At 60.9% G+C, this 21,824-nt stretch carries 21 protein-coding genes and 1 tRNA gene; 13 read left to right on the top strand and 9 right to left on the bottom strand.

Translation table 11 applies throughout. The features are described 5' to 3' along the window. Nucleotides 1-17: 17 nt before the first annotated feature. The 3 genes from SFY93_RS01190 to SFY93_RS01180 all read left to right on the top strand — a co-directional run bounded on the left by SFY93_RS01190 (nt 18) and on the right by SFY93_RS01180 (nt 3,807). Nucleotides 18-806: an enoyl-CoA hydratase gene (locus SFY93_RS01190; protein ID WP_320445768.1), complete on the top strand. Its 789-nt coding sequence runs from the start codon at nt 18-20 to the stop codon at nt 804-806. 2 nt (nt 807-808) lie between these two features. Then, nucleotides 809-1,570, top strand: coding sequence for a VOC family protein (locus SFY93_RS01185; protein ID WP_414717032.1), 762 nt, complete (start codon nt 809-811; stop codon nt 1,568-1,570). A 110-nt stretch (nt 1,571-1,680) separates the two neighbouring features. Continuing rightward, nucleotides 1,681-3,807, top strand: coding sequence for an acetate--CoA ligase family protein (locus SFY93_RS01180; protein ID WP_320445767.1), 2,127 nt, complete (start codon nt 1,681-1,683; stop codon nt 3,805-3,807). A gap of 100 nt (nt 3,808-3,907) precedes the next feature. On the opposite strand, the gene SFY93_RS01175 is transcribed toward SFY93_RS01180, so the two are convergent. From SFY93_RS01175 to SFY93_RS01165, 3 genes are all read right to left on the bottom strand, one after another. Beyond that, nucleotides 3,908-4,714 (bottom strand): enoyl-CoA hydratase/isomerase family protein, encoded by an 807-nt coding sequence (locus SFY93_RS01175; protein ID WP_320445766.1) that lies wholly within the window; start codon nt 4,712-4,714, stop codon nt 3,908-3,910. A gap of 133 nt (nt 4,715-4,847) precedes the next feature. Continuing rightward, nucleotides 4,848-6,008 (bottom strand): acyl-CoA dehydrogenase family protein, encoded by a 1,161-nt coding sequence (locus SFY93_RS01170; protein WP_320445765.1) that lies wholly within the window; start codon nt 6,006-6,008, stop codon nt 4,848-4,850. Nucleotides 6,009-6,035: 27 nt separating this feature from the next. Further along, on the bottom strand, nt 6,036-7,100 hold the full coding sequence (locus tag SFY93_RS01165) for an acyl-CoA dehydrogenase family protein (protein ID WP_320445764.1): 1,065 nt from the start codon (nt 7,098-7,100) through the stop codon (nt 6,036-6,038). A 256-nt stretch (nt 7,101-7,356) separates the two neighbouring features. On the opposite strand from SFY93_RS01165, the gene SFY93_RS01160 reads away from it, so the two are divergent. Further along, the gene (locus SFY93_RS01160) at nt 7,357-8,142 is read left to right on the top strand and encodes an SDR family NAD(P)-dependent oxidoreductase (RefSeq protein WP_320445763.1); all 786 of its coding nucleotides are present in this window, start codon (nt 7,357-7,359) and stop codon (nt 8,140-8,142) included. Between the two features lie 74 nt (nt 8,143-8,216). Here SFY93_RS01160 and SFY93_RS01155 read toward each other — a convergent pair whose 3' ends face one another. Continuing rightward, on the bottom strand, nt 8,217-8,486 hold the full coding sequence (locus SFY93_RS01155; RefSeq protein ID WP_184512203.1) for a GlsB/YeaQ/YmgE family stress response membrane protein: 270 nt from the start codon (nt 8,484-8,486) through the stop codon (nt 8,217-8,219). A gap of 27 nt (nt 8,487-8,513) precedes the next feature. Further along, nucleotides 8,514-9,143 (bottom strand): YidB family protein, encoded by a 630-nt coding sequence (locus SFY93_RS01150; protein WP_089267854.1) that lies wholly within the window; start codon nt 9,141-9,143, stop codon nt 8,514-8,516. A 133-nt stretch (nt 9,144-9,276) separates the two neighbouring features. Between SFY93_RS01150 and SFY93_RS01145 the strand changes: the two genes are divergently transcribed. From SFY93_RS01145 to SFY93_RS01135, 3 genes are all read left to right on the top strand, one after another. Continuing rightward, a complete protein-coding gene (locus SFY93_RS01145; RefSeq protein WP_320445762.1) occupies nt 9,277-10,293 on the top strand; it encodes a 2-dehydropantoate 2-reductase in 1,017 nt (338 codons plus the stop codon). A gap of 474 nt (nt 10,294-10,767) precedes the next feature. Beyond that, nucleotides 10,768-11,025: a hypothetical protein gene (locus SFY93_RS01140; protein WP_244628328.1), complete on the top strand. Its 258-nt coding sequence runs from the start codon at nt 10,768-10,770 to the stop codon at nt 11,023-11,025. A 310-nt stretch (nt 11,026-11,335) separates the two neighbouring features. Continuing rightward, nucleotides 11,336-11,800: a CAP domain-containing protein gene (locus SFY93_RS01135; RefSeq protein ID WP_320445761.1), complete on the top strand. Its 465-nt coding sequence runs from the start codon at nt 11,336-11,338 to the stop codon at nt 11,798-11,800. A 21-nt stretch (nt 11,801-11,821) separates the two neighbouring features. Here SFY93_RS01135 and SFY93_RS01130 read toward each other — a convergent pair whose 3' ends face one another. Further along, nucleotides 11,822-12,547, bottom strand: coding sequence for a hypothetical protein (locus SFY93_RS01130; protein ID WP_320445760.1), 726 nt, complete (start codon nt 12,545-12,547; stop codon nt 11,822-11,824). A 337-nt stretch (nt 12,548-12,884) separates the two neighbouring features. After that, nucleotides 12,885-13,253, bottom strand: coding sequence for a hypothetical protein (locus tag SFY93_RS01125; protein ID WP_320445759.1), 369 nt, complete (start codon nt 13,251-13,253; stop codon nt 12,885-12,887). 204 nt (nt 13,254-13,457) lie between these two features. On the opposite strand from SFY93_RS01125, the gene SFY93_RS01120 reads away from it, so the two are divergent. Continuing rightward, nucleotides 13,458-13,534 (top strand) — tRNA-Arg (locus SFY93_RS01120). 60 nt (nt 13,535-13,594) lie between these two features. Here the strand turns inward: SFY93_RS01120 and SFY93_RS01115 are convergent. Then, nucleotides 13,595-16,324: a bifunctional diguanylate cyclase/phosphodiesterase gene (locus tag SFY93_RS01115; protein ID WP_320445758.1), complete on the bottom strand. Its 2,730-nt coding sequence runs from the start codon at nt 16,322-16,324 to the stop codon at nt 13,595-13,597. 106 nt (nt 16,325-16,430) lie between these two features. Beyond that, a complete protein-coding gene (locus tag SFY93_RS01110; RefSeq protein WP_092150091.1) occupies nt 16,431-17,180 on the bottom strand; it encodes a GntR family transcriptional regulator in 750 nt (249 codons plus the stop codon). A 227-nt stretch (nt 17,181-17,407) separates the two neighbouring features. Between SFY93_RS01110 and SFY93_RS01105 the strand changes: the two genes are divergently transcribed. From SFY93_RS01105 to SFY93_RS01085, 5 genes are read left to right on the top strand one after another with little or no spacing between them, the layout of a single operon-like run. Then, complete coding sequence (locus tag SFY93_RS01105; RefSeq protein ID WP_320445757.1) at nt 17,408-18,649, top strand: alpha/beta hydrolase family protein; 1,242 nt, start codon at nt 17,408-17,410, stop codon at nt 18,647-18,649. A gap of 2 nt (nt 18,650-18,651) precedes the next feature. Continuing rightward, nucleotides 18,652-19,299, top strand: a complete 648-nt coding sequence (locus SFY93_RS01100) for a cysteine hydrolase family protein (RefSeq protein WP_320445756.1) — start codon at nt 18,652-18,654, stop codon at nt 19,297-19,299. Between the two features lie 37 nt (nt 19,300-19,336). Further along, entirely contained in the window at nt 19,337-20,221 is an 885-nt protein-coding gene (locus SFY93_RS01095; protein ID WP_320445755.1) for a polysaccharide deacetylase family protein, read from the top strand. Further along, the gene (locus SFY93_RS01090; protein WP_320445754.1) at nt 20,218-20,925 is read left to right on the top strand and encodes a fumarylacetoacetate hydrolase family protein; all 708 of its coding nucleotides are present in this window, start codon (nt 20,218-20,220) and stop codon (nt 20,923-20,925) included. The genes SFY93_RS01095 and SFY93_RS01090 overlap by 4 nt, the downstream gene beginning before the upstream one ends. 2 nt (nt 20,926-20,927) lie before the next feature. Beyond that, entirely contained in the window at nt 20,928-21,812 is an 885-nt protein-coding gene (locus SFY93_RS01085; RefSeq protein ID WP_320445753.1) for a polysaccharide deacetylase family protein, read from the top strand. The last annotated feature ends 12 nt before the right edge of the window (nt 21,813-21,824 follow it).

The following is a 21,824-nucleotide window of genomic DNA, read 5'->3' as shown; positions in this document are numbered from 1 at the left end:
CAACAAGGAGCGCAATGATGAGCGACATCGTCCTGCAGGACCTCGACAACGGTCTTCTGACCATCACCATGAATCGTCCGGATCGGCGCAATGCGCTCAATCCAGAGATGACACAGGGCCTGGTCGCGGCGGCCCGCCGCGCGCAGGAAGATCACGACGTCCGCGCCGTGCTCATCAAGGGCGCGGGCGGCACGTTCTGTGTCGGCGGCGACGTCAGGTCGATGGCGGCTGGCCGCGCGCCGCTGCCGTTCGAGGCCAAGCGCGCCAACCTGCGCCGCGGCATGGAAGTGTCGCGCATTCTGCACCAGATGGCGAAGCCGGTGGTGGCGCAGCTGGACGGCGCTGCCGCGGGCGCTGGCCTCTCCATCGCGCTGTCTTGCGATCTGCGCGTCGCCGCAAGCTCGGTGAAGATCACCACGGCTTTCGCCAAGGTTGGCTTCTCCGGCGATTATGGTGGCACCTATTTTCTGACCAAGATGCTCGGCAGCGCCAAGGCACGCGAGCTCTATCTGATGTCGCCGGTGCTCTCCGCACAGGAAGCGCTGGCGCTCGGCATGGTGACCAAGGTTGTCGACAACGCCGAGGTGGAGACAGCGGCGCGCGACCTGGCAATGTCACTCGCGCAGGGCCCGAGCATCACCTATGGCTACATCAAGACCAACATCAACAATGCCGAGACGATGACGCTCGAAGCCTGTTTCGACGGCGAGTCGATCCATCACACCCGCTGCAGCGATACCGACGATCACAAGGAGGCCGCCAAAGCCTTCGTCGAGAAGCGCAAGCCGGTCTTCAAGGGGCAATGATCATGAGCCAGATGCGGTTGCGGCAAGTTTGTCTGGTCGCTCCGCATCTGGAGCCGGTGGTGAGCGATATCGCGGCCATTCTCGGCCTCGATATCTGCTACCGCGACCCCCATGTCGGCAAATACGGCCTCGAAAATGCACTGATGCCGGTTGAGGCGACGTTGCTCGAAGTGGTCGCGCCAACGCAGCCGGGCACGGCGGCCGGGCGGTTCATGGAGAAATCCGGCGGGCGCGGCGGCTATATGGTGATCCTGTCCTGCGAGGATCCTGACGAGCGCGGGCGCTTCGCCGCCAGCATCGGCGTGCGCACCGCCAATGTGATCAATCATCCGCCCTATCACGGCGTGCAATTGCATCCACGCGATTGCCGGGCCGCCTTCATCGAGTTCAATCACACCAAAGACAGCGACGACGATTTCGGGCCGTATCCACCGGCCGGTCCGGACTGGCAGGAGGCGATCCGCCACGACATCACGCGCGCGCTCACCGAGGTCGAGCTGCAGAGTCCGGACCATTACGATCTGGCGCAGCACTGGAGCAATATCATCGGCGTGCCGCTGACCTCGGCCCGCAACGACGATCCGCAGATCGCGTTCACGAACGGCTGTTTGCGCTTCGCCAAGGGCAAGGCAGAGGCAATGACCGGGCTCACCTTTCGCGTCAACGACGTTGCGCAGGTGCTCGGCAGTGCACGGGCGCGTGGCTGTCCTTGCGCCGGGGATGCATTTCTGCTGGCCGGGGTCACGTTTCGCGTCGTTGCGTGATTGCGGCAATCGCCGCACGATCCCTTCTTGTTCTGACGCGTTTCCTTCATGCGAACCGGTATCCACTTCGCTCGGAAACGCTATGGCAACAACAATAAACGGGAAACGCCATGACTGTGACACGTCCGCATCCGCTGGACTCGTTCTTCAATCCATCTAGCATCGCCATTATTGGCGCCTCCCGCGATGTCACGAAGATCCCGGGCCTGCTTCTCTCCTTTCTGCGCAAAAACCAGTTCTCCGGCGCGATCTATCCGGTCAATCCGAACTATCCGGATATCGATGGGCTCGCGTGCTATCCGACCATCAAAGCCATTGGGCAGCCGATCGACCTCGCCATCGTGATCATTCCTGCGCGCGTCGTGCTCGGCGCGCTTGAGGAGTGCGCGACGCTCGGCGTCAAACACGCGATCATCATCTCCTCCGGCTTTGCCGAGGAAGGTGGCGATTCCATCGCCATGCAGGATGCCATCGCGGCGTTGGCGAAGCGCACGGGAATGCAGATCTCCGGACCGAACGCCGAGGGGTACTACAACCAGATTGCCGGCATCGCCGCGACCTTCAGCCCAACCGTTGATGTGAAGCCGGATCAGCCACGATTGATCGCCACGCAAAAGCGGATCGGTATCGTCGCGCAATCCGGTGGCATCGGCTTTGCGATCTATAACCGCGCCAAGTCGCTCGGCATTGCTCTGAGCACCGTGATCTCGACCGGCAACGAGTCCGATCTCGGTGCAGGCGAATTCTTCGATTACATGGTGCAGGATCCGGCGACTGACGTGATCCTGCTGTTCATCGAGGGCATTCGCGACGTCGACAAATTTCTCGCCGCGGCTCGCAAGGCGGCGGAGCTCGGCAAACCGGTCATCGTTGTAAAGGTCGGCCGCTCCGGTGCTGGCGAGCGCGCAGCAGCCTCGCATACCGCCAGCATGGCGGGCTGGACGGCCGCCTATGATGCGGTGTTCGCGCGCTATGGATTCATCGTCTCCAACGATCTTGACGAAGCGGTGACCATCGCCGCCGTGCTGACCACGTCGCCGCTGCCGAAGGGCGACCGCGTCGCTGTCGTCACCGTCTCGGGTGGCGCAGGTATCTGGGGCGCTGATGCGGTGTCGGTGCAGGGGCTGCAGGTGCCCGAATTGTCGGACGGCGTTCAGGCGACGATTCGCGGGCTGATCCCGTCCTACGGGTCGCCGTGCAATCCGATCGATATCACGGCCCAGGCGGTGCATAGCGGCGGGCTGCAAAAGACCATTGAACTGCTCGACAGGTCTGACGAGGTCGATGCAATCCTGGTGGTCATCTCGCTGTCGAGTGAGACGCGGATGCCGTTCAAGACGCCGGAGCTGAAGCCCGTCATTGCTGCGCAGAGCAAACCGATCGTGTTCTGGTCCTATACGCTGCCGTCGAACTTCGCGCGCACCGGTCTCGCCGAATCCGGTGTGGTCGTTTTGTCCGGCCTCACCCATGTCAGTGTAGCGTTGCGGCGACTTGTTGATCACGCAAGATTCAAACTTGTAGAGCCGGTTGCTACAGCGGCACCTGCGCAGAATGATCTGGCTGAGCATCTGACCGCGCCGACGCTCTCCGAGTATGACAGCAAGACGCTGTTGCAGATTGCCGGTGTCGCGCTGCCAAGCGAGGTTCTTGTCACCGACAGATCATCGCTGGATGCAGCGATTGCCAAGATCGGCTTCCCGCTGGTGATGAAAATCCAGTCGCGCGACATTCCGCACAAGACCGAGGTTGGCGGCGTCAGGGTCAACATCACCACGAAGCATGAAGCCGTAGCTGCCTATGACGCGCTGACCGCCAGCGCCCGGCAGCACCGACCGCAGGCCGCGTTGCAGGGCGTGCTCGTTTCGCCGATGGCCAGGAAGGGTGTCGAGATCATCGTGGGCACACTGCTGGACGAGACCTTCGGGCCGATGGTGATGGTCGGTCTTGGTGGAGTGACGGCGGAATTGTTCAAGGACGTGGTCTATCGCCCGGCGCCCGTGAGTGCCGCTGAGGCTGCTTCCATGCTAGGCGCACTCAAGGCCGCGCCGTTGCTGAACGGCTTTCGCGGTGCGCTGAAGGCCGACGTGTCCGCAGCAGCGGAGCTGATTGCACAGATCTCGCAGCTTGCGGCGCAGTTCGAGGACGAGATCGCGGAGATCGAACTCAATCCCGTGCTCGTGCATCCGGCTGGCGAGGGCGTCACCATCGTCGATGCGTTGGTGGTGAGGAAGGGGTAGCGCGGCCGTCAAATAAAAATGGCCGGGGCGTCTAGCGAAGCTCGCTTCGCGCTGCCCGGCCATTTCACAGTGAGGTTTGAAAAACAAACCCGACGGGGACTTACCGCCCCTTGAAGTTCGGCACCCGGCGCTCGGCGGTTGCTGCCACCCCTTCCTTGAAGTCTTCGGTGGCACGTAGGCGTGTCTGCTCGGCCAATTCATGCTCGGTCGCCTTGGCCACGCGGTCAGCGAGGCCACCCCGCATGGTAGCACGGGTCGAGAGCAGGCCGAGCGGCGAGCATTCCGCGATTTCTTCCGCAAGCTTGATGGCGGCGTCGCGGACCTCAGCCTGCGGCACCAGCACATTGGCGAGGCCCATCTTCAGGGCTTCCTCACCGCCGACGCGGCGCGACGTATAGAACATCAACTCCGCATTGTTCTTGCCGACCACTTCGGTGAGCGCGACCGTCAGGCCGAAGCCGGGATGGAAGCCGAGCTTGGTGAAGTTGGCTGCGAAGCGGGCTTCCGGGCAGGTGACGCGAAAATCGGCCGACACGGCAAGGCCGAGCCCGCCACCGATAGCTGCGCCATGAACGGCGGCGACGATGGGTTTCTTGGCGCGGAAGATGCGTACGGCTTCCATATAGAGATGGCCGATGGAACCGAGATTGTCGGCGGGGTCGCCGCTCTTGGCGGCCGCTTCGGTTTCCTTGCGGTTGGGATCGCTGAAATCGGCGCCGGCGCAGAACGCTTTGCCTTGCGCGCACAGAACTGTCGCGCGGATTTCGGGATTGGCATCGATCTCGTCCAGCGCATTGGCGATCTGCTGGATCAGCAGGATGTCGAAGAAGTTCAGAGGCGGCTTGCGAATCTCGATGATCGCGATGTGGCCGCGGGCCTCGACGGCGATGTCTTTGTACGTGGTCATTTGTTTCCTCGTCATTCCGGGGCGCGCCCGGCGCTTGCCGGGTGTGAACCCGGAATCTGGATGTGTTCAATCATGTCGAGGCTCCGGGTTCACACGCGCAAGATGCGCGTGCGCCCCGGAACGACGAGTTATTTCAGCGCAGACCAAGTCCGCGCGCGATGATGCCGCGCAGGACTTCGGTGGTGCCGCCCTGAATGGTCAGTTTTGGCGCCGTCTTGATGGCGAAGCCCAGCATCTCGTCCAGCGTGGCGTGATTAGACGCACTGTCGTCGACGAAGGCTGCGAGTTCGCGCACGCGATGCGGCAGCTGCTGCTCCCAGATCGTACCGATATCCTTGACGATGGACGCTTCCACCACCGGCTCCTTGCCGGCCTGCAGCATGCCGGCCACCGACACCGACATGCGGCGCATCGTGTGCAGCTGTGCGACGAGGCGGCCGATGCCTTCGGCGCTGCGAGTGTCCGGCTCCGGGCCGACAGCGCGGACCAGTTCGGTCAGCACGTAGTAGGTCTCAAGGAAACGTTCGGGGCCGGATCGCTCATAAGCGAGCTCACTGGTGGCCTGTTTCCAGGCGCTGTCGATCTCGCCCAGCATGTGGTCGTCCGGCACGAAGTGATCGGTGAAGACGACTTCGTTGAATTCGTACTGGCCGGTGATCTGCGCGATCGGGTTCACGGTGATACCCGGCTTCTTCATATTGACCAGAAACTGCGTCAATCCGTGGCGGCGATTTTCCTTGGTCGGGGCCGATGTGCGGAAGATTGCGATCATGTAGTCGGCCATATGGGCCGAGGTCGTCCAGATCTTGCTGCCATTGATCAGCCAGCCGCCATCGGTCTTGGTGGCCTTTGTCTTGGCGGCAAAAAGATCGGAGCCCGAATTGGGCTCGCTCATGCCGATGGAGAAACAGACCTCGCCGCGGCAGATGCGCGGCAGGATATCCATCTTGATATGTTCGGGCGCATATTTCAGCAGCACCGGGCCGCTCTGGCGGTCGGCGACAAAAAAGCGGCGGACCGGCGCATTGGCTACGCGCATCTCCTCGGTAACGACGTAGCGTTCGAGGAACGAGCGCTCGTGGCCGCCATATTTCTTGGGCCAGGTCATGCCGAGCCAACCGCGCTCGCCGACGCGCTTGCTGAATTCAGGATTGTCCGAGTCCTCGCGCTGGGGCTTGTGCGGATCGAAAGTGCCGGCGGCGATTTCCTCGGCGAGAAAAGCGCGCACTTCCTTACGCAGCTGCTCGCATTCGGGCGGCAGGCGGATCGGATCGAAACGAAGGGCAGCAGTCATGTGAAGGATCTCGTTTCTTGTGTTCGATCAGCGCGACGCGACCAGAGGCCACAGCTCGTCGGCACCGCGCGCAGCGACCAGTTTGCCGAGTTCGACTGCCCAGTAGCTTTCGCTGCCGAAATCATCGCGCCATGCCAATGCGCGCAGCGTATAGCGATGAAGGATGTGTTCCTGCGTGAAGCCGATGGCACCAAGAACCTGATGCGCAATGGCGGCGCCCTTTTCGGCGGCCTCGGAGCAACGGATCTTTGCAGCGGCGGCCTCGAGGAAGAGCGCGTCATCGAGCGGTGCGCCGCTGGAGAAGGCGTCAGCCGCGGAGCTGGCAGCGGCGAGGGCTGCCGAGGTCTCGCCTGCGAGTTTCGCCAGATTGTGCTGCACCGCCTGGAACTTCGAGATCTTCTTCTCGAACGCCACGCGCTCGCCAGAATAGTTCACGCCGATGCCGAGCATGGTTTCCATTGCACCGGCAATCTGCTGGCTGCGCACGAGTGCGCCCATCAGCAACAGCGCTTTCTGATCGAAGCCCGATGGCGCAGATCGAAGGGTGACCGGCCTCACAACGTCGAAATGCACCGTGTCGGACGGATCATCGGCCAGACCGAGCCCGGCTTCAATCCGGCAGGCGCTGGCGTCCACCAGCGCAATAGAGGCTCCGCCGATGCCGGAGGCGACGATGGCGATGTGTTTCGCATCCCTCGCGAACGGCACGCCGCGCGCGCGGCCGGTAATTGTACCATCGGCGTTGAGCGTGAGGCGATCGCGCGGGCTTGCCGGCGCGACGGTCATCATGCCTTCGGGCGATTTGATCTGGGCCTGCGCGAGCAGCCAGCCCGCCAGCATGGTCTCGGCGAGCGGCACCGCAACGCCGGCGCGGCCGGCGACGCTGAGGACACTGAAACCTTCGGCCATGCTGGTGCCGGAGCCGTCGCACTCTTCAGGCACCCATGAGAGCGGCAGGCCAGCATCTGTCAGTGCCTGCCAGAGCGGCGCTTTCCAGCTGCCGTTCTTGTCGTGATTGATGGTCTGTGCGTCAGCGAGATCGGCGAAAATACGTTCCGCGGTTTCCGCAACGATATTGTCTGCGTCCGTCAAGGCGTTCCCCGTGTGCTAGCGCATCTCATTCGGCAGGGAATGCCGGGCATGGGCGCTGCCACTTTTCTTGCATTCATGATGCGGAAAAGGTGGAAGGAAGACAAGCGGGCTGGCCGCAGAGGGGCCTGCGGTGGCGGCATGATGTGTTGGTGCAACGCAATTTAATTCCGCAAAGCGAACTTGTGTCGCGTTGTATACCAGCGCGACCGCATTATGGTAGATCGCATCAGCGGCAGAACAAGCAGAGGAAATGCAGATGGCAAGTGACGGTTTGTGCGTCGTGATTACGGGGTCGGCATCGGGGCTTGGTGCGGCGACTGCGGCCATTCTCGCCAAGGACGGCGCCCGTATTGTCATCAACTATTCGTCGAGTCAGAAGGAAGCCGAAGCCACTGCCGAGCTGTGCCGCGATGCGGGTGCAACCGAAGTCATCGTGGTTCAAGGCGACGTATCGAAGGACGATGATTGCAAGAACATCGTCGCGGTCGCCCAGCACTGGGGGCGGCTCGATGCGCTGATCAACAATGCCGGCATGACCAAGCATGTGCCGCATCACGATCTCGATGGCCTGTCCGCGGAAGATTTCCAGCGCATCTACGCGGTCAACACGATCGGGCCCTATCAGATGGTGCGTGCGGCGCGCGCCTTGCTCGAAGCCGGCGCCAAGGCGTCGGGTCGCGCCTCGGCCGTCGTCAATGTCTCGTCGATGGCCGGTATCACAGGCGGCGGTTCGTCAGTCGCCTATGCCGCCAGCAAGGGCGCGCTGAATTCGATGACGCTGTCGCTCGGCCGTGCACTGGCTCCGTTGATCCGCGTCAATACGGTCTGCCCTGGCTATATCGATACGCCCTGGTTCACCAAGGGACGCGGTGCGGACGGCGCTGCTAAAGTTCGCGATGCCGTGATCGCGCGAGTTCCGCTGAAGGTGGCCTCGACCGCGGAGGACGTCGCTGCTCTGATCTGCTTCCTCGCCACGCCGCCGTCGAGCAACATGACGGGCGAATTGGTGCGGATGGATGCCGGCATGCATCTGCTGGCCTGATTGGAAGCCTGCGTCAAACAGCAAAAAGCCTCGGGTGAAGCCCGAGGCCTTTTTTCATTTCGATTGCAGGCAGATTAGCGATTGCCCGGATCTGAAATCACGTTACGGGCGACCAGCCTGTTCCAGATGAACAGCACCACCAGCGCGCCGATAGTGGCAGTGATGAAGCCGGCACCCTGGTTCGGGCCGTAATGGCCGATCTGCTGGCCTATGAACGTCGCCAGGAATGCGCCGGCAATACCCAGGATCGTGGTCAGAATGAAGCCGCTGGGATTGTTTGGCCCCGGTGACAGAAGGCGGGCGATAATGCCTGCGACAAAGCCCACAACGAGAATCCAGATCATAGCAATATCCCCTCTTCTAAGTGCGCGTTAAACCCAGCTGGACTTAACTTCGTCTTCCGTGGGTAGCCGGCCATGCGGTGTGAACTGATTAACGGCATCGGGCAGTTCGTTGCTCAGCTCCGCGAGAAGCTGCTCGCGGGACATGCCGGTGCGCGACGTCAGTTGCGCGATCTGATCCGCGCCAAGTGCGGCGCCGAGATCATTAGGCGAGATCTGCTTGTTCGGGCCGGAGCTGACCCAGGAATCCGCGGCGTCGCCATGGCCGTTCTGCTGGAACTGCTTAAGCAGGTCGCCGAGGCCACCGCTGAGCACGCTGCCGGCGGCACCGCCCGCCAACAGACCGCCGAGCGGGCCCTTCAGAAGGTCGCCGAGGCCGCCACCGCCTGCTGCAGTGCCAGAATTTCCGCCAAGAAGGCCGCCAAGCATACCCCCAAGGCCGCTATCTTGCGCGCTGGCCTGCGTCGTATTCGGCGGCGGGATTTCTTGCGAGTGCCCCTGTGCCGCCGGTTGGCTACCAGTGAAGTGCTTGTAGCCTTTGTAGGCGAGCAGCGCGAGGATCGCCATCGTCATCGGCGACATGCCGCCGCTCTTGTCGTCGGGATCGCTGGGGCCACGCGGCCCGTTGGCCATGCCATTCAGAATGTCGAGCAAACCCATGATCATCTCCTGTTCTGCCAGCCCGGCGAAAGCATAGCTGCGCGGTATGACGCCTACAAGGCGCGTCGGTTCCGCCGATAGGCAGCGCTGCGGTACTTTGCTAGTAACGGATGCTGGATGAACGGGAGATGACGTGATCGAAACGCGGCCCATTTGTATCGCCGGTGCCGGCAGTATCGGCTGTTTCGTGGGTGGCATCCTGGCGGCAGCCGGCCGCGACGTCGCCATACTGGCGCGGCGGCGCATCGTGGACAGCATTGAGGGGCACGGTCTGAGGCTGACGAGCTTCGAGGGACTTGATCAACGTCTCGCCCCCGACCAGCTGCGGCTGTCGGATGACCCCGCCATCATGAGCGAGGCGAAGATCATTCTGGTCGCGGTCAAGAGCGGCGATACGGCGGAGATGGCGAGGCTGATCGCGGATCATGCAGCGAAAGACGCGATCGTCGTCAGCCTGCAGAACGGCGTCGGCAATGTCGGAGTCCTGCGCGCAGCTCTGCCCGGGCGCCGCATCCTCGGCGGAATGGTGCCATTTAATGTCATCGCAAAGGACGATGGTCATGTTCACCGCGCAACGTCCGGAAACATCGTAGTCGAACGCGATGGGGCCGATACCGCTTCGGAGCTATCCGTGCCGCATCTTGCCGTCCTTGCGAGCGACGATATCGTCGGTGTCCAGTGGGGTAAGCTGCTGGTCAATTTGAACAACGCGCTCAATGCGCTGTCGGATATACCGCTGCGGTCGCAGCTTGCACAGCGCGCGTGGCGCTCGTTATTCGCCGATCAAATGGCGGAAGGCCTGGCCGTTCTGAAAGTCGCCGGTATCAAGCCGATCTCGGCGACGCCGATCCCTGCGCGACTAACGCCGCATTTGCTGCGGCTACCTGACGGCCTGTTCAATATGCTGCTCGGGCGGACGATGAAGATCGACGCAAATGCGCGCTCGTCCATGTGGGAGGATCTGCAGCGCGATCGACGCACCGAGATTGACTATTTGCAGGGTGTCGTCGTTGAGCTGGCGGCGAAATATCAGATCACGGCTCCGCTATCGCTGCGCGTGATGACACTGATCAAGCACGCAGAGACGTCAGGCAGGGGATCGCCCGCACTCACGCCAGATCAGATTCGCAGTGAACGTGACATTGATTGAGCCGAAGGGACTGTTGGACCGGCTTCGGCGCTATCATTACGAGAATGTTACTATTCGTTTCGGCTACTATCGGCGGACTCAACTATCCGAATGCTCCAATTGCGTCTGCCGGTCAATGCGATGGTACCATTATCCGTTGCATTCGCATCAAGCCGATGATTATCCGTTAAATATCAATTGCGGATACGCGTCGGTGAATTCTCAGTAAATGAGATGTAAAGAGTCTTTTAGCCCGTTATTCGCAGACGAGTAGCAGTTCGCGTCGTGAAGAAGGCTCGCAGGAGTACGGCTGGTTCAATACTGAACATCATGATGTGACATCAGGGGCTATGTCATTCGCGACATCTTTAGTATAGAAGGCCGCGTGATTTGACGGTGGTTCGCGCTTCGCGCGCCGGGCTGGGCGTTTGATCCTTTCATATCATCGGCAAAGCGTGTGCCGGTCGAATTATTCAACTAACAATCGGAGCTACAATGGCCAAGAAAGCGAAAAAGAAACTCGTCCGTCGCGAGTATACCAAGGAAGACGTGAAGATCCTGAAGGCGCATTCGAAGGCCCAGACCCCGCTCGAGAAGATTTCCAAGGAGATGAAGCGCACCGGTGGTTCGCTGCGTCAGAAAGCCATCAAGCTCGGCATTCCGCTCGGTCATCGCCGCCGCAAGGCGAAGAAGGTTGCCACGAAGGCCGCCAAGGTGAGCAAGACCGCAAAGGCCAAGAAGGCCAAGAAGTAAGTTTTCGTTCTGAACGAAGCCGGCCTGAAGCGCGTTAGCACTTCAGGCCGTTTTCTTGGATGGAGCGATCGATGCGAACCCTGCTTTTGAAAGTCTTGGAGCGGAAATCCTTCGCCGCTATCGCTGTGGCCATGGCTATATTAAGTATCGGTGCCGTCGCACCTGCATTTGCGGTCCCTCCAACGGTCACCCCGTCGCCGGGGTATGATGCCCGGCTCGCCGAGCAACGAAGCGCGGCTGAAGTGCAGGCGCCTGCCCATGCCCGCAAGCCGCTGCCGCGACCTCCTGCGCAACGTCGTCGGTATAGTCATTGAAGCTGACCCGTGAAGTGATTGTCATGAATTACAGCCCCATAAGGTTGTTTGTGCTGTGTGGGGTGTTGGTCGCGGCAACCATGGTCGAGGCCAGAGCGGCTGATTATGCGAGCCAGATCAGTGCCTTTCGCCGAGCGCACAGGCTTTCCTCTGTCACGCTGGACAGTAAACTGAACGCGGTCGCGCTTGCCCAGGCGCAGGCGATGTCATCCAGTGGCAAGGTCAGCCACGAGGTCGGCGGTGTTTTCTCCGCGCGTGTGGGGAAGCTCCGCAAATCCAAAGCAGCAGAGAATATCGCGGCGGGCTTCCTGACATTTCCCGAAACGTTGAAGCAATGGGAAGAGAGCCCAGGTCATCGCGACAACCTGCTCATGTCCGGCGCACGCAAGGTCGGCGTCGCTTACGTCGCCAATCCCAAGTCGCCCTACCGGATGTTCTGGGCGATGGTGATCACGGATTAATACTCGAGGGGTTGTTATGTCTCAGGTGCGCTTGGTCTTGGCCGGCGCGGGCGTGCCGAATAGCGCGTCCTTGATGTCTTTCAGCCCCGATGACAATTTGGACCATCCGCAGGCAAGCGGCTCGATCGCGCAGTCCGGCTCCTTGGCGCGCACTTTGGGCCGAGGCCTAGGTAGCACGACAGGCTTCGCATCGCTTGGGGTTTCCGCGGTCTGCCGAAAGTCCGTTTCGAGCGCAGCCTGGGTTTGCGCCTCGCGCTGCTTTTCAGCGAAGGCCGCGACGATGACGCTGCGACGCTGATTGTCCAGATAGATCTTGTACTGCTCGTCGATGGCCTTCTGCTCAGCCGTGGTTGGGTTCGGGCCAGCGATATCAAAGCTGCGGTTCTGCATGAAGTCGTGATACGTATAGCCGCCACCGCGCTTGCGCCGTCCCGCGAATTTGCTTTCGCAATCCGACAGCGCCACAGCCTTGGCGTCTTTCGAAGCCGTCGATTTTTCGATGCGCTCGGCGCAATCTTCATAATCCGCAGGCGCGGCAGTCCACCATTGCGCACGAGCAGGCGAAGACATCAACGCGAGACCGGAGAGTGATGCGGTCGTCAGTAGCGCAAATATGAGTGACTTGTATGCGGACAAATGAGCCACGTGGGTTCCGATGTAGATAACAAACCCAATTCTCGCCATTTGTGGGCCATTTTTCAACCTCGGATGTGTTACTTCTCCCCGCTTTTGGAGCAAGTGCAGCATGACTGCATCAGTGCGGTCATGTGGTAGGCAGACCGGCGTTATTTCGCGATACAACGCTGATGTAGAAGTGTTTTCAGGGAGAGATCTGTTGCTGCTCTCATATCACTGAAATTGATGACTTCAGAGTTTTGAGTCATTCTTGACAGTAGTTTTCGGATCGCGCTGCTACTCGACGGGCAATCACCTACACGGGACCACACGTAGTTTGCGAAGCGACGGGCTCACGTCCGATGGAGCGGTGTTGTCGTTTCGTTTCGTGCGCCTGGAACTCTATCCGATAACAGACACGAAAAAGGGCGGTCCTTGGGGCCGCCCTTTTTTTCAGATGTCAGTTGTATTACTGGCAGATGTGTCGTCGGCCGTCCTCGCCGCGGAACCAAGTTCCCGGCTGACACACGAAGCCCATGCGCTGTGCGTAGGAATCGCGCGGGACGCCATTGTAGCCATCATAGGAATTGTAGCTGTTCCGGAACGGCGCAGTTGCGATGGCCCCGGCGGTGCCCACAGCCGCACCCGCTACACCGACCGCGCCGCCAACCACGCCTGCTGCAACGTCACCCGGCCAGAAGCCCAAATCACGATAGCCGCTATCGACCGTACTGGCGCGATCTTCCTGCGTGGCCTGCGCCCGGCGATTCATCGGGTCCTTTGCCATCACTGGTGTAGCGATCAAGCCAGAGACCACGGCAGCAGCAAGAAGTTTCATCTTTGTCGTGCGGGATTCTCCATCGTTATTATGACAACCAGCCAACGACGGGCGGTCCGAGACGTTCCGCGATAGATGTCCCGATCTTTTAAGGGCATGTGACGCCGGTTCCCGCCCCGTCCTATTTGAACTGCCAACGGGTAGCGATGATCGAACGGCTCTGGTATGGAACTGTCCATGCCCGGTGTTCCTGACCGGGATCGCGGTCCCGTAGCTCAGCCGGATAGAGCGACGGTTTCCTAAACCGTAGGTCGCATGTTCGAGTCATGCCGGGATCGCCAGCTTTCCTTCTGTTTAATCCAAAACAGGCCATTTTCGCGACGACTTCGGACCTCCTGGCGTCAGGCGACAGCGATCTCGCGCTTCTGGAGCATGGCGCGAATCTCTCGTGACGGCTTGGCGGCACTGAAAAGAAAACCCTGCATCTGGGTACAACCGAGCATGCGCAGTGCGTCGAGTTGGTCGGCTGTCTCAACGCCCTCCGCCGTGGTGATCATGTTGCGGGCGGCCGCGATGGTTACAACCGCCTGTACGATCGATGACGATCCGCCGGGCGCTACGATGTCCCGGATGAAACTGCGGTCGATCTTGACCTTGTCGAACGGGAATCGCTGCAGATAGCTGAGCGATGAATAGCCGGTCCCGAAATCGTCCAGCGCAATCCCGACACCGATGCCGCGGAGCTGATGGAGGATCGCGAGCGCCATCTCATCATCGCGGATCAGCACTGTTTCCGTGACCTCAAGTTCGAGTCGGTGAGCTGGCAAGTTGGCTGCCACGAGGGCTCGAGTGACATTCAAGGCCAGGGCCTGCGTCGTGAATTGAATCGGTGATACATTGACAGCGAGCTTGATCGGCGCCGGCCAGGAGGCGGCCTCAGCGCATGCCGTTCGCAATACCCAATTGCCGAGTTCGGTAATCAGGCCGGTTTCTTCGGCGATCGGAATGAACTCTGCCGGTGAAACCATGCCGCGAACCGGATGCCGCCAGCGGAGCAACGCTTCGCAACTAGTAATCTCGTTGCTGGCGATATCGACGACGGGTTGATAGTGAACCTCAAGTCCGTCTTCCGCGAGCGCCTTCCGCAGATCCTGCTCCAGCGCGCGCCGCGCCCTTGCGCCTTCATCCATGGCAGGCTCGAAGAAGCGAAAGGTGCGCCGTCCAGCGGCCTTGGCGCTATACATTGCGAGGTCGGCATGTCTCAGCAATTCGTCGAGATCGGAGCCGTCATCGGGAGCTACAGCGATTCCGATGCTGGCATCGGTCGTGATCTGGTGACCAAGGCATTCATAGGGCTGCCGGATGGCGTCATAGAGCGGCACCACCAGATGGGTGACATCGCTGCGGCGGGCAATTCCCGTATGCACGATGGCGAATTCGTCGCCGCCAAGTCGCGCGACAAAGCCCGCATTACCGACACAGCTGCGCAGCCGCGTGGCCACGATTTTCAGCAGTTCGTCGCCGATCGCATGACCGAGCGTGTCATTGACGCTCTTGAACTCATCGATATCGATATAGAGAATCGCAAATCGCGCGCCGTCGTGGAGCGTTGCGATTTCCGCTTCGAGGCGCTCACGGAACATCACCCGATTGGGGAGATCTGTCAGAGCGTCGTAATGCGCAAGATGGGCAATGCGCTCTTCCGAACGTTTGCGATCGGTGATGTCCTCGAGCGTCGAGGCCCAGCCGCCGTCCCCCGATCTCTGAACGAGGATCTGGATCGAACGACCATCCGGCGTGGTCAGTAGCGTATCGTGGACAGGGCCTTCAGCAACGCTTCGCAAGAACGACGTGCAGTATTCGTCGACATCGCCGATGAAGGTTCCGTTGTCCTTGCGATGCTGGATGAGGTCGCGGAAATAGCAACCTGGCTTCACGATCTTGTCGGATAGTCCGAACATGTCGATGAAGCGCTGATTGCAGACGACCAACCGGCCATAGGCATCGAACAACAGCAGGCCCTGCGTCATATTGTTGATTGCAGTATCGAGATGTGTCGATTTTTGCGCCAGCATCCGTTCGGCCGAGCGGTGCTGGCGGTTCAGCTGCCGGACGATCAGGAACAGCGTCGCCAGGATCACCAATGCGGCAAGTGTCGCACCGATGATTTGATATTTGGTCTGCTCGCGCCAGTCATGCAGGGCCGCGGGCATGCTGGTGGTCGCGACGATCATCACGGGAGCCGCCGCGAGGCGCCTTGCGGAGCCCAATTCGTCTTCCCCGTCGATGGGGCTGATATAGTGCCCCGTCGAGGTTGCGCCCGTCGACCAGAGGTCCTTGAAGACTGAGCTGTTGCTGAGGTTCTGGCCGATAACGGTCTCGTTCTGCGGATAGCGAGCAAGCACGGTGCCGTTGCGGTGGATCATCAAGATCTTGGCGTCTTTTTCGAGCGCGAGGGATGCGAAGAAGCTCTCGAAGTGAACCGGCTCGACGCCGCGGCTGATGATGCCCATGAATTCGCCGTGGCGTCCGATCAGCTTGCGCGAAAACACGGCGGTCCATGCACCAGTCACCCTGCTGATGACGGGTTCGGCCAATACGACCGCGGGCCCGTTGTCGGCCTGCAGCGTCTGGAAATGCTGACGGTCGGCAATGTCGATGGCAGGCACCGGCCAGGTTTCCGATGAGTTGAGCAGCTTGCCTTCGGAATCGAACAGGTTGATGCCGCCGACATAGGGCAGGCTGCTGAGCTTGGTGCGTAGCATGCGGTGGACGTCGATCCCCGACATCAGATGCTGATAGGCGGCGCTGTTCTGGATGTTGGCCGACTTCATATAGGTGATGACGTCGTTCTGGATGCCCTGCAGGTCTCCGAACTGCTGGTCGAAGTGTCGTGCGACCAGCAGAACCGTGTTGTCCAGTTCGCGCTTCTTGCTCTCGATGGCGCGGTCTCTGAAATGGACGGTGATGTAGGCCGTGCCGATGGCGATGGCGGTAATCAGCAGGCAGCCGCACAGGATGAGGCCTTGGATCGGCCCGCCTTGAAATCGGAAACGGCGCAGCGCGGCGAAGCCAGCAGGGCCGCCAGCGCCATCAGACCGTTCCCCCGACTTTGCGTCGTTTTGCCCCATGCGTAGTTTTGTACCGGGGGGACCGCCAACACGCCGTTACGAACTTCGGTGAACGATGGGTTAAGATGCTGCGCCATAACGACGATTTCGATACGACGCCGGCGGCCTATCCCGCCGCCGAACCATTAACGATATCGGCCTGCTCGCCGCGCTCGATCAGCGATTTGACCAGCGAGGATTTCACGCCGGAGACGTGTTCGCGCATCAGTACCTCCGCGCGCCAGGGCTCGCGGGCCATAATGGCGTCGTAGATCCGGTGGTGATCATCATGACGCCGGCGCACGTCGCGATGCTCGAAGGCGACGATGTTGCGGCTCGATGACATCGGCACGTGGTGGCAGATCCGGATCATCTCCGCCAGCATGCGGTTACGGGCGGCGCCCAGCAGGGTGTCGTGGAAGTCGCCATTGATGCCGCGATAGATGGTGAGATCGCCTTCCGCAAACTCACCGCGCGCCAGCAGTTTATCGCCGGCGACAAGGCTTTCCTCGATGATGGCGCGCTCCTCGGCGCTCAGTCCACGTTCGGCGGCGAAGCGTGCGGCCACGCCTTCCAGCGATGCGCGAATTTCATAAGCATCGACGATGGCCGAGAGCGGGAATTCACGGACGGTGAAGCCGCGATTGGGGGCGTAGTCGAGCAGCCCTTCGCCGGCCAGTGCCTGCAAGGCGGCCCGGACGGGGGTCCGCGAGACCTCCAGCGTCTTGCTGAAACGAACTTCGTTGATCCGTTCGCCTGCGCTGACCGTGCCATCCAGAATGGCGTCGCGGATCTGATCCGTCACCGATAGCGACCGGTTAGCGGCGCGGCCGGGGCCGCCAGCTTCAGGCGGCGGCAAGGGGGATGAGTCGGGCATCGGTGGTGCTCCGCAGCAAAGTGAATACAATTCAATCCGAGTGTGATCCGTCTTTGCTACTCAGCATACAGGAAAGCGCAATTTTACTGCATAAATATCGCGCATAAAGGGGAGGCAATTCGCGGAAATGATGAGCATCTGAAAAAGTGTATGTAATTCCGATTGACTCGTGACCCGAACCCGCAATGATGCGGTCACGTTCACAAGAAGCAGGCGGTACGCGTCTCATGGCGGCAGGGAAGTCGATCGGCGAAAACGCCATCGAGGAGATCACGGCGGATCGCACCCCGCACTATGAGCCGTTTGGCTGGCATCACTGGCCGGAGCATCCCTGGCTTGCCTATCAATTCCGCCGCGGTCTCGGTGAGACCCAGGAGGGCGGCGGCAGCGTGTCCGAGGTGATGCGGGCCGGTTCGCGGATGATCCCGGGCGACCTCGAAAGCTGGCATAAAGAGTGGATGGTGATCGCGGATGCCAATTGGCAGCGCGGCCTTTCCGAAGAAAAGCTCGGCCACATCCGCACGGCGATGAACTGTTTCCTGCGGGCCGCCGACTACTACCGCCAGGCAGAATTTCATCTCGAGCCGACCGATCCGCGACGGCTGCCGACCTTCGAGAAGATGGAAGCCTGCTCGAATAAGTTCATTTCCTATCTCAATCCGCCCGGCGAAGTGGTCGAAATCCCTTATGAGCCGGGCAAGCCGATCTGCGGCTACTTCATCCGTGCGCCATTTCCGGGGGACAAGCTGCCGGTGCTGATCTGCATGGGCGGTCTCGACTCCATCAAGGACGAGATGTGGTTCATGCAGGCCCATGGTTGCCTGCAGCGCGGCATCTCGGTGCTGATGGTCGATCTGCCCGGGCAGGGCGGTACATTGCGCCGCCACGGTCTTGCGACCCGCGCCGATACGGAAGTGCCGGTCGGCAAATGTATCGACTGGCTCGAAAAGCGCGCCGATGTCGATAGCTCGCGCATCGCGGTCTGCGGCTCCAGCATGGGCGGTTACTACGCCGCGCGCGCCGGCTGTTACGAGCATCGCCTCGCGGCGGTGATCTCGCACGGGGCTGTCTGGTCGGTGCATGACATGTGGGGCCAGAAGGGCGACGACTTCGGTCTGGCGATGCATATCCGCTGGGTATTTGGCGCCAAGACCATGAAGGAAGCTCATGAGCTGATGGAGCCCTTTACGCTGAAGGGTCATCTCGAGCACATGAAGTGTCCGTATCTCGTGCTGCATGGCGGCCACGACGTGCTCACGGTGACCGCGGCGCGCTCGACCTATGACCACGCCATTGCCAATGGTGTCGATGCGACGTTGCGCGTGCTTGAGCCGGATGAGACTGGCGCTGAACATTGCCAGCACGACAATCCCACCATTGGCCAGGAAGTGCTGGCCGACTGGCTCGCCGACAAATTCAAGATCGATCAGCGCGCGTTGCTGAAGACCTCATTCAACCCGCTGGTGTGATCATGAATCTCGGTGTCAATCAAATCAAGGCGGCCGTCGTTGCGATCGACCTGCATCGCGGTCATCTCGACATGTCGGTGGCGACCATGCCGACGACGCCGGATGTCGCGAAACAGGTCATTGCCTCTAACAAGCGGTTGTTTGACTGGTGCCGTAGTGTCGGCATTCCTGTGATCCACCAGGTCACGTCCTATCGCGACGAGGCCGAGATCCGCGCCAACCCGTTCTGGCGGACCCGCGCCGAGGATCCAAAAGCAACGCGCAAGAATGTGATGCGGCACAATATCATGGGCGGCCCCGGCTGCACCGTGATGCCGGAGCTGCTGGACCCCAGCGACTTCATCGTCAACACCAAGAAGCGCTACGACTGCTTCTTGGGCACCGATCTCGATTTCGTGTTGCGTTCGCACGGCATCAATACGCTGCTGATCACCGGCGTGAATACCAACTCCTGCGTGCTGGCGACGACGACGGCTGCCAATGTGCGGGACTACTCGGTAATCGTCGTCGAGGACTGCGTCGATAGCATGGACGGGCCGGAGTTGCATGCCGCCGGCCTCGCCTGCATCCGCACCGCCTTCGGTTTCGTGATGGATACCGATGCGGTGATGCAGCTCGATGGCCTCAAGGGTGCAGGACGCGCCGCATGATCCCCTACAATCTCTCATTTTCGAAGGGCATCCAGCCATGACCGGTCCCATGCAGCCGCGCGAGCGCTGCGACTATTCCGCCATCGTCGATCGTCCCAAGCTGAAGCTGCCGGGCAACGCCCGCATGATCGTCTGGACCATCGTCAATCTCGAGGTCTGGGATATTGCCAAGCCGATGGCGCGCCAGGTGCTGCCGGCGCCGACCGGCATTCCGCTGCTGCCAGATGTCGCCAATTGGGGCTGGCACGAATACGGCATGCGTGTCGGTGTCTGGCGTTTCTTCGATCTCTACAAGAAGCTCGGCATCAAGCCGACGCTGTCGATCAATGCGCGTGTCTGCGAGGATTATCCGCGCGTGGCCCAGCAGGCGAAGGACGCTGGCTGGGAGTTCATGGGCCATGCCTATGAGCAGGGGCCTATCCACAAGGAAGCCGACCAGAAGGCGATGATCAACCGCTCGATGGATGTGATCGAGAACTTCACCGGCAAGCGCCCGGTGGGTTGGCTGGGGCCCGGTCTTACGCAGACGCTGGAGACCCCGGAATTCCTCGCCGAAGCCGGCGTGAAATATATCGGTGACTGGGTCTATGACGACGAACCGACGGTGATTCGTACCGAGAAGGGGCCGCTTACAACGCTGCCTTACACGGTGGAGATGAACGACATCCCGATGATGATGGTGCAACATCACGAGAGCACGCAGCTCCTGAACCGCGCCAAGGATCAGTTTGATCGCCTCTATGCTGAAAGCGCCGAGCGGCCGAAGATCATGTCGATCGCGATCCACCCGTATATTTCGGGTCAGCCGTTCCGCATCAAGTATCTCGAAGCGATCTATGACTATGTGAACCAGTTTGAAGGCGTGGTGCATTGGAATGGTGCCCAGATCCTCGACTGGTACAATACCCAGGTGACCAAGTGAGCGTGACGTCCCAGCAGATGCTGCCCGCAATTCCCGTCACCGGCGTGCCGGTCGTGGGTGGCGGCTTTTTCCCCGTACGCCGCGTCTATTGCGTGGGGCGCAACTATCTCGACCACATCCGCGAGATGAAGGAAGCCGACGAGCGCGATCCGCCGTTCTTCTTCCAGAAGCCGCGCGACAGCGTGGTGCCGGACGGCGCGCGCGTGCCTTATCCGGCGTTCACCGAAGACTTCCAGTTCGAGGTTGAGCTGGTGCTGGCCATCGGACGCGGCGGCCGCGATATCGCGGTGGAGGATGCGCTCGATCACATCTGGGGTTATGCCGTTGGCATCGATCTCACCCGTCGCGACCGCCAGCGCGATGCCCGCGATATGCGACTGCCTTGGGAAATGGGCAAAAGCTTCGACGCGTCCGCGCCTTGTGGCGAAATTGCGCCGGCTCGCGATGCCCGGCATTTCAACAATTGCGCGATCACGCTGTCGGTGAACGGCGTCGAGAAGCAGCGCGGCGATATCGGCCAGATGATCTGGAGCGTGCCGGAGATCGTGGCGCAGCTGTCGAAGCAGATGAAGCTCGAGCCGGGCGATCTCATCTATACGGGCACGCCTGCCGGCGTGGGTCCCGTCGTTCCGGGCGACGTTATCGACGCGCGGATCGAAGGCCTGCCGTCGCTCGGCATTACCATCGTTAAGCCGGAGACCTGATCATGTTGCCGACCGAACGCATTTCCTACTCGCCGATTGACGCTCGTCCACCGCTGAAGCTGCCGAATGGCAAGCGCATGGCAGTGTGGATCATCGTCAATGTGGAGGAATGGGACGCCAAGCAGCCGATGCCGCGTACGGTGCTGACACCGCCGGCCGGCGGCTCGCCGTCGCCGGACGTTCCGAACTGGGCCTGGCACGAATACGGCAATCGTGTCGGCTTCTGGCGCATGCTGAAGGTGTTCGACGACTACAAGCTCCCCGCCGCGCTGGCGATCAATGGCTCGGCAATCGCTGCTTACCCGCCCATCGTCGAGGCAGCCAAGGCGCGCAACTGGGAATTCATGGGTCACGGTTTCACCCAGCGCAATATGCAGAAGGTTGAGAACGAACGCGAGGATATCCGCAAGACTGCCGACGTGATCGAGAAGGCCACCGGCAAGCGGCCGCGCGGCTGGCTCGGGCCCGGTCTGACCGAGACCTGGGAAACGCCGGATCTGCTGAAACAGGAAGGCTATGACTACGTCGCCGACTGGGTGCTCGACGATCAGCCGGTGTGGCTCAAGACCACGACGACGCCGATCGTCAACGTGCCCTATACGCAGGAATGCAATGACGTGGCGATGATGCTGATCCAGCATCACAAGGCGTCGGAATATTACGACCGGGCCATCGACCAGTTCGAGCAGATTTACGAGGATTCCGAGAATTCGGCCCGTGTCATGGCATTGGTTGTGCATCCCTACATCATGGGCGCGCCGCATCGCCTGAAGCATTTCCGCCGAATCTTCGAGACCATCCAGAAGAAATCCGACGTGGCCTTCATGACCGGCGAACAGATTCTCGATTGGTATCTTTCGGTCGGACCGAAAGCGCCAGCAGCATAGATCAGGCAAGCA

Origin of the sequence: Tardiphaga sp. 42S5 (genome assembly GCF_034044155.1) — a bacterium.
GTDB lineage: Bacteria > Pseudomonadota > Alphaproteobacteria > Rhizobiales > Xanthobacteraceae > Tardiphaga > Tardiphaga robiniae.
Note: the sequence above shows the minus strand (reverse complement) of the source record. Positions and strands in the feature narration are given on the sequence as shown.

Excerpts from the sequence above, each read along its gene's own strand:
- SFY93_RS01190 (WP_320445768.1), top strand. The coding sequence starts at position 18 with ATGAGCGACATCGTCCTGCAGGACCTCGACAACGGTCTTCTGACCATC.
- SFY93_RS01185 (WP_414717032.1), top strand. The coding sequence starts at position 809 with ATGAGCCAGATGCGGTTGCGGCAAGTTTGTCTGGTCGCTCCGCATCTG.
- SFY93_RS01180 (WP_320445767.1), top strand. The coding sequence starts at position 1,681 with ATGACTGTGACACGTCCGCATCCGCTGGACTCGTTCTTCAATCCATCT.
- SFY93_RS01175 (WP_320445766.1), bottom strand. The coding sequence starts at position 4,714 with ATGACCACGTACAAAGACATCGCCGTCGAGGCCCGCGGCCACATCGCG.
- SFY93_RS01170 (WP_320445765.1), bottom strand. The coding sequence starts at position 6,008 with ATGACTGCTGCCCTTCGTTTCGATCCGATCCGCCTGCCGCCCGAATGC.
- SFY93_RS01160 (WP_320445763.1), top strand. The coding sequence starts at position 7,357 with ATGGCAAGTGACGGTTTGTGCGTCGTGATTACGGGGTCGGCATCGGGG.
- SFY93_RS01155 (WP_184512203.1), bottom strand. The coding sequence starts at position 8,486 with ATGATCTGGATTCTCGTTGTGGGCTTTGTCGCAGGCATTATCGCCCGC.
- SFY93_RS01150 (WP_089267854.1), bottom strand. The coding sequence starts at position 9,143 with ATGGGTTTGCTCGACATTCTGAATGGCATGGCCAACGGGCCGCGTGGC.
- SFY93_RS01140 (WP_244628328.1), top strand. The coding sequence starts at position 10,768 with ATGGCCAAGAAAGCGAAAAAGAAACTCGTCCGTCGCGAGTATACCAAG.
- SFY93_RS01130 (WP_320445760.1), bottom strand. The coding sequence starts at position 12,547 with ATGCTGCACTTGCTCCAAAAGCGGGGAGAAGTAACACATCCGAGGTTG.
- SFY93_RS01125 (WP_320445759.1), bottom strand. The coding sequence starts at position 13,253 with ATGAAACTTCTTGCTGCTGCCGTGGTCTCTGGCTTGATCGCTACACCA.
- SFY93_RS01115 (WP_320445758.1), bottom strand. The coding sequence starts at position 16,324 with ATGGGGCAAAACGACGCAAAGTCGGGGGAACGGTCTGATGGCGCTGGC.
- SFY93_RS01110 (WP_092150091.1), bottom strand. The coding sequence starts at position 17,180 with ATGCCCGACTCATCCCCCTTGCCGCCGCCTGAAGCTGGCGGCCCCGGC.
- SFY93_RS01105 (WP_320445757.1), top strand. The coding sequence starts at position 17,408 with ATGGCGGCAGGGAAGTCGATCGGCGAAAACGCCATCGAGGAGATCACG.
- SFY93_RS01100 (WP_320445756.1), top strand. The coding sequence starts at position 18,652 with ATGAATCTCGGTGTCAATCAAATCAAGGCGGCCGTCGTTGCGATCGAC.
- SFY93_RS01095 (WP_320445755.1), top strand. The coding sequence starts at position 19,337 with ATGACCGGTCCCATGCAGCCGCGCGAGCGCTGCGACTATTCCGCCATC.
- SFY93_RS01085 (WP_320445753.1), top strand. The coding sequence starts at position 20,928 with ATGTTGCCGACCGAACGCATTTCCTACTCGCCGATTGACGCTCGTCCA.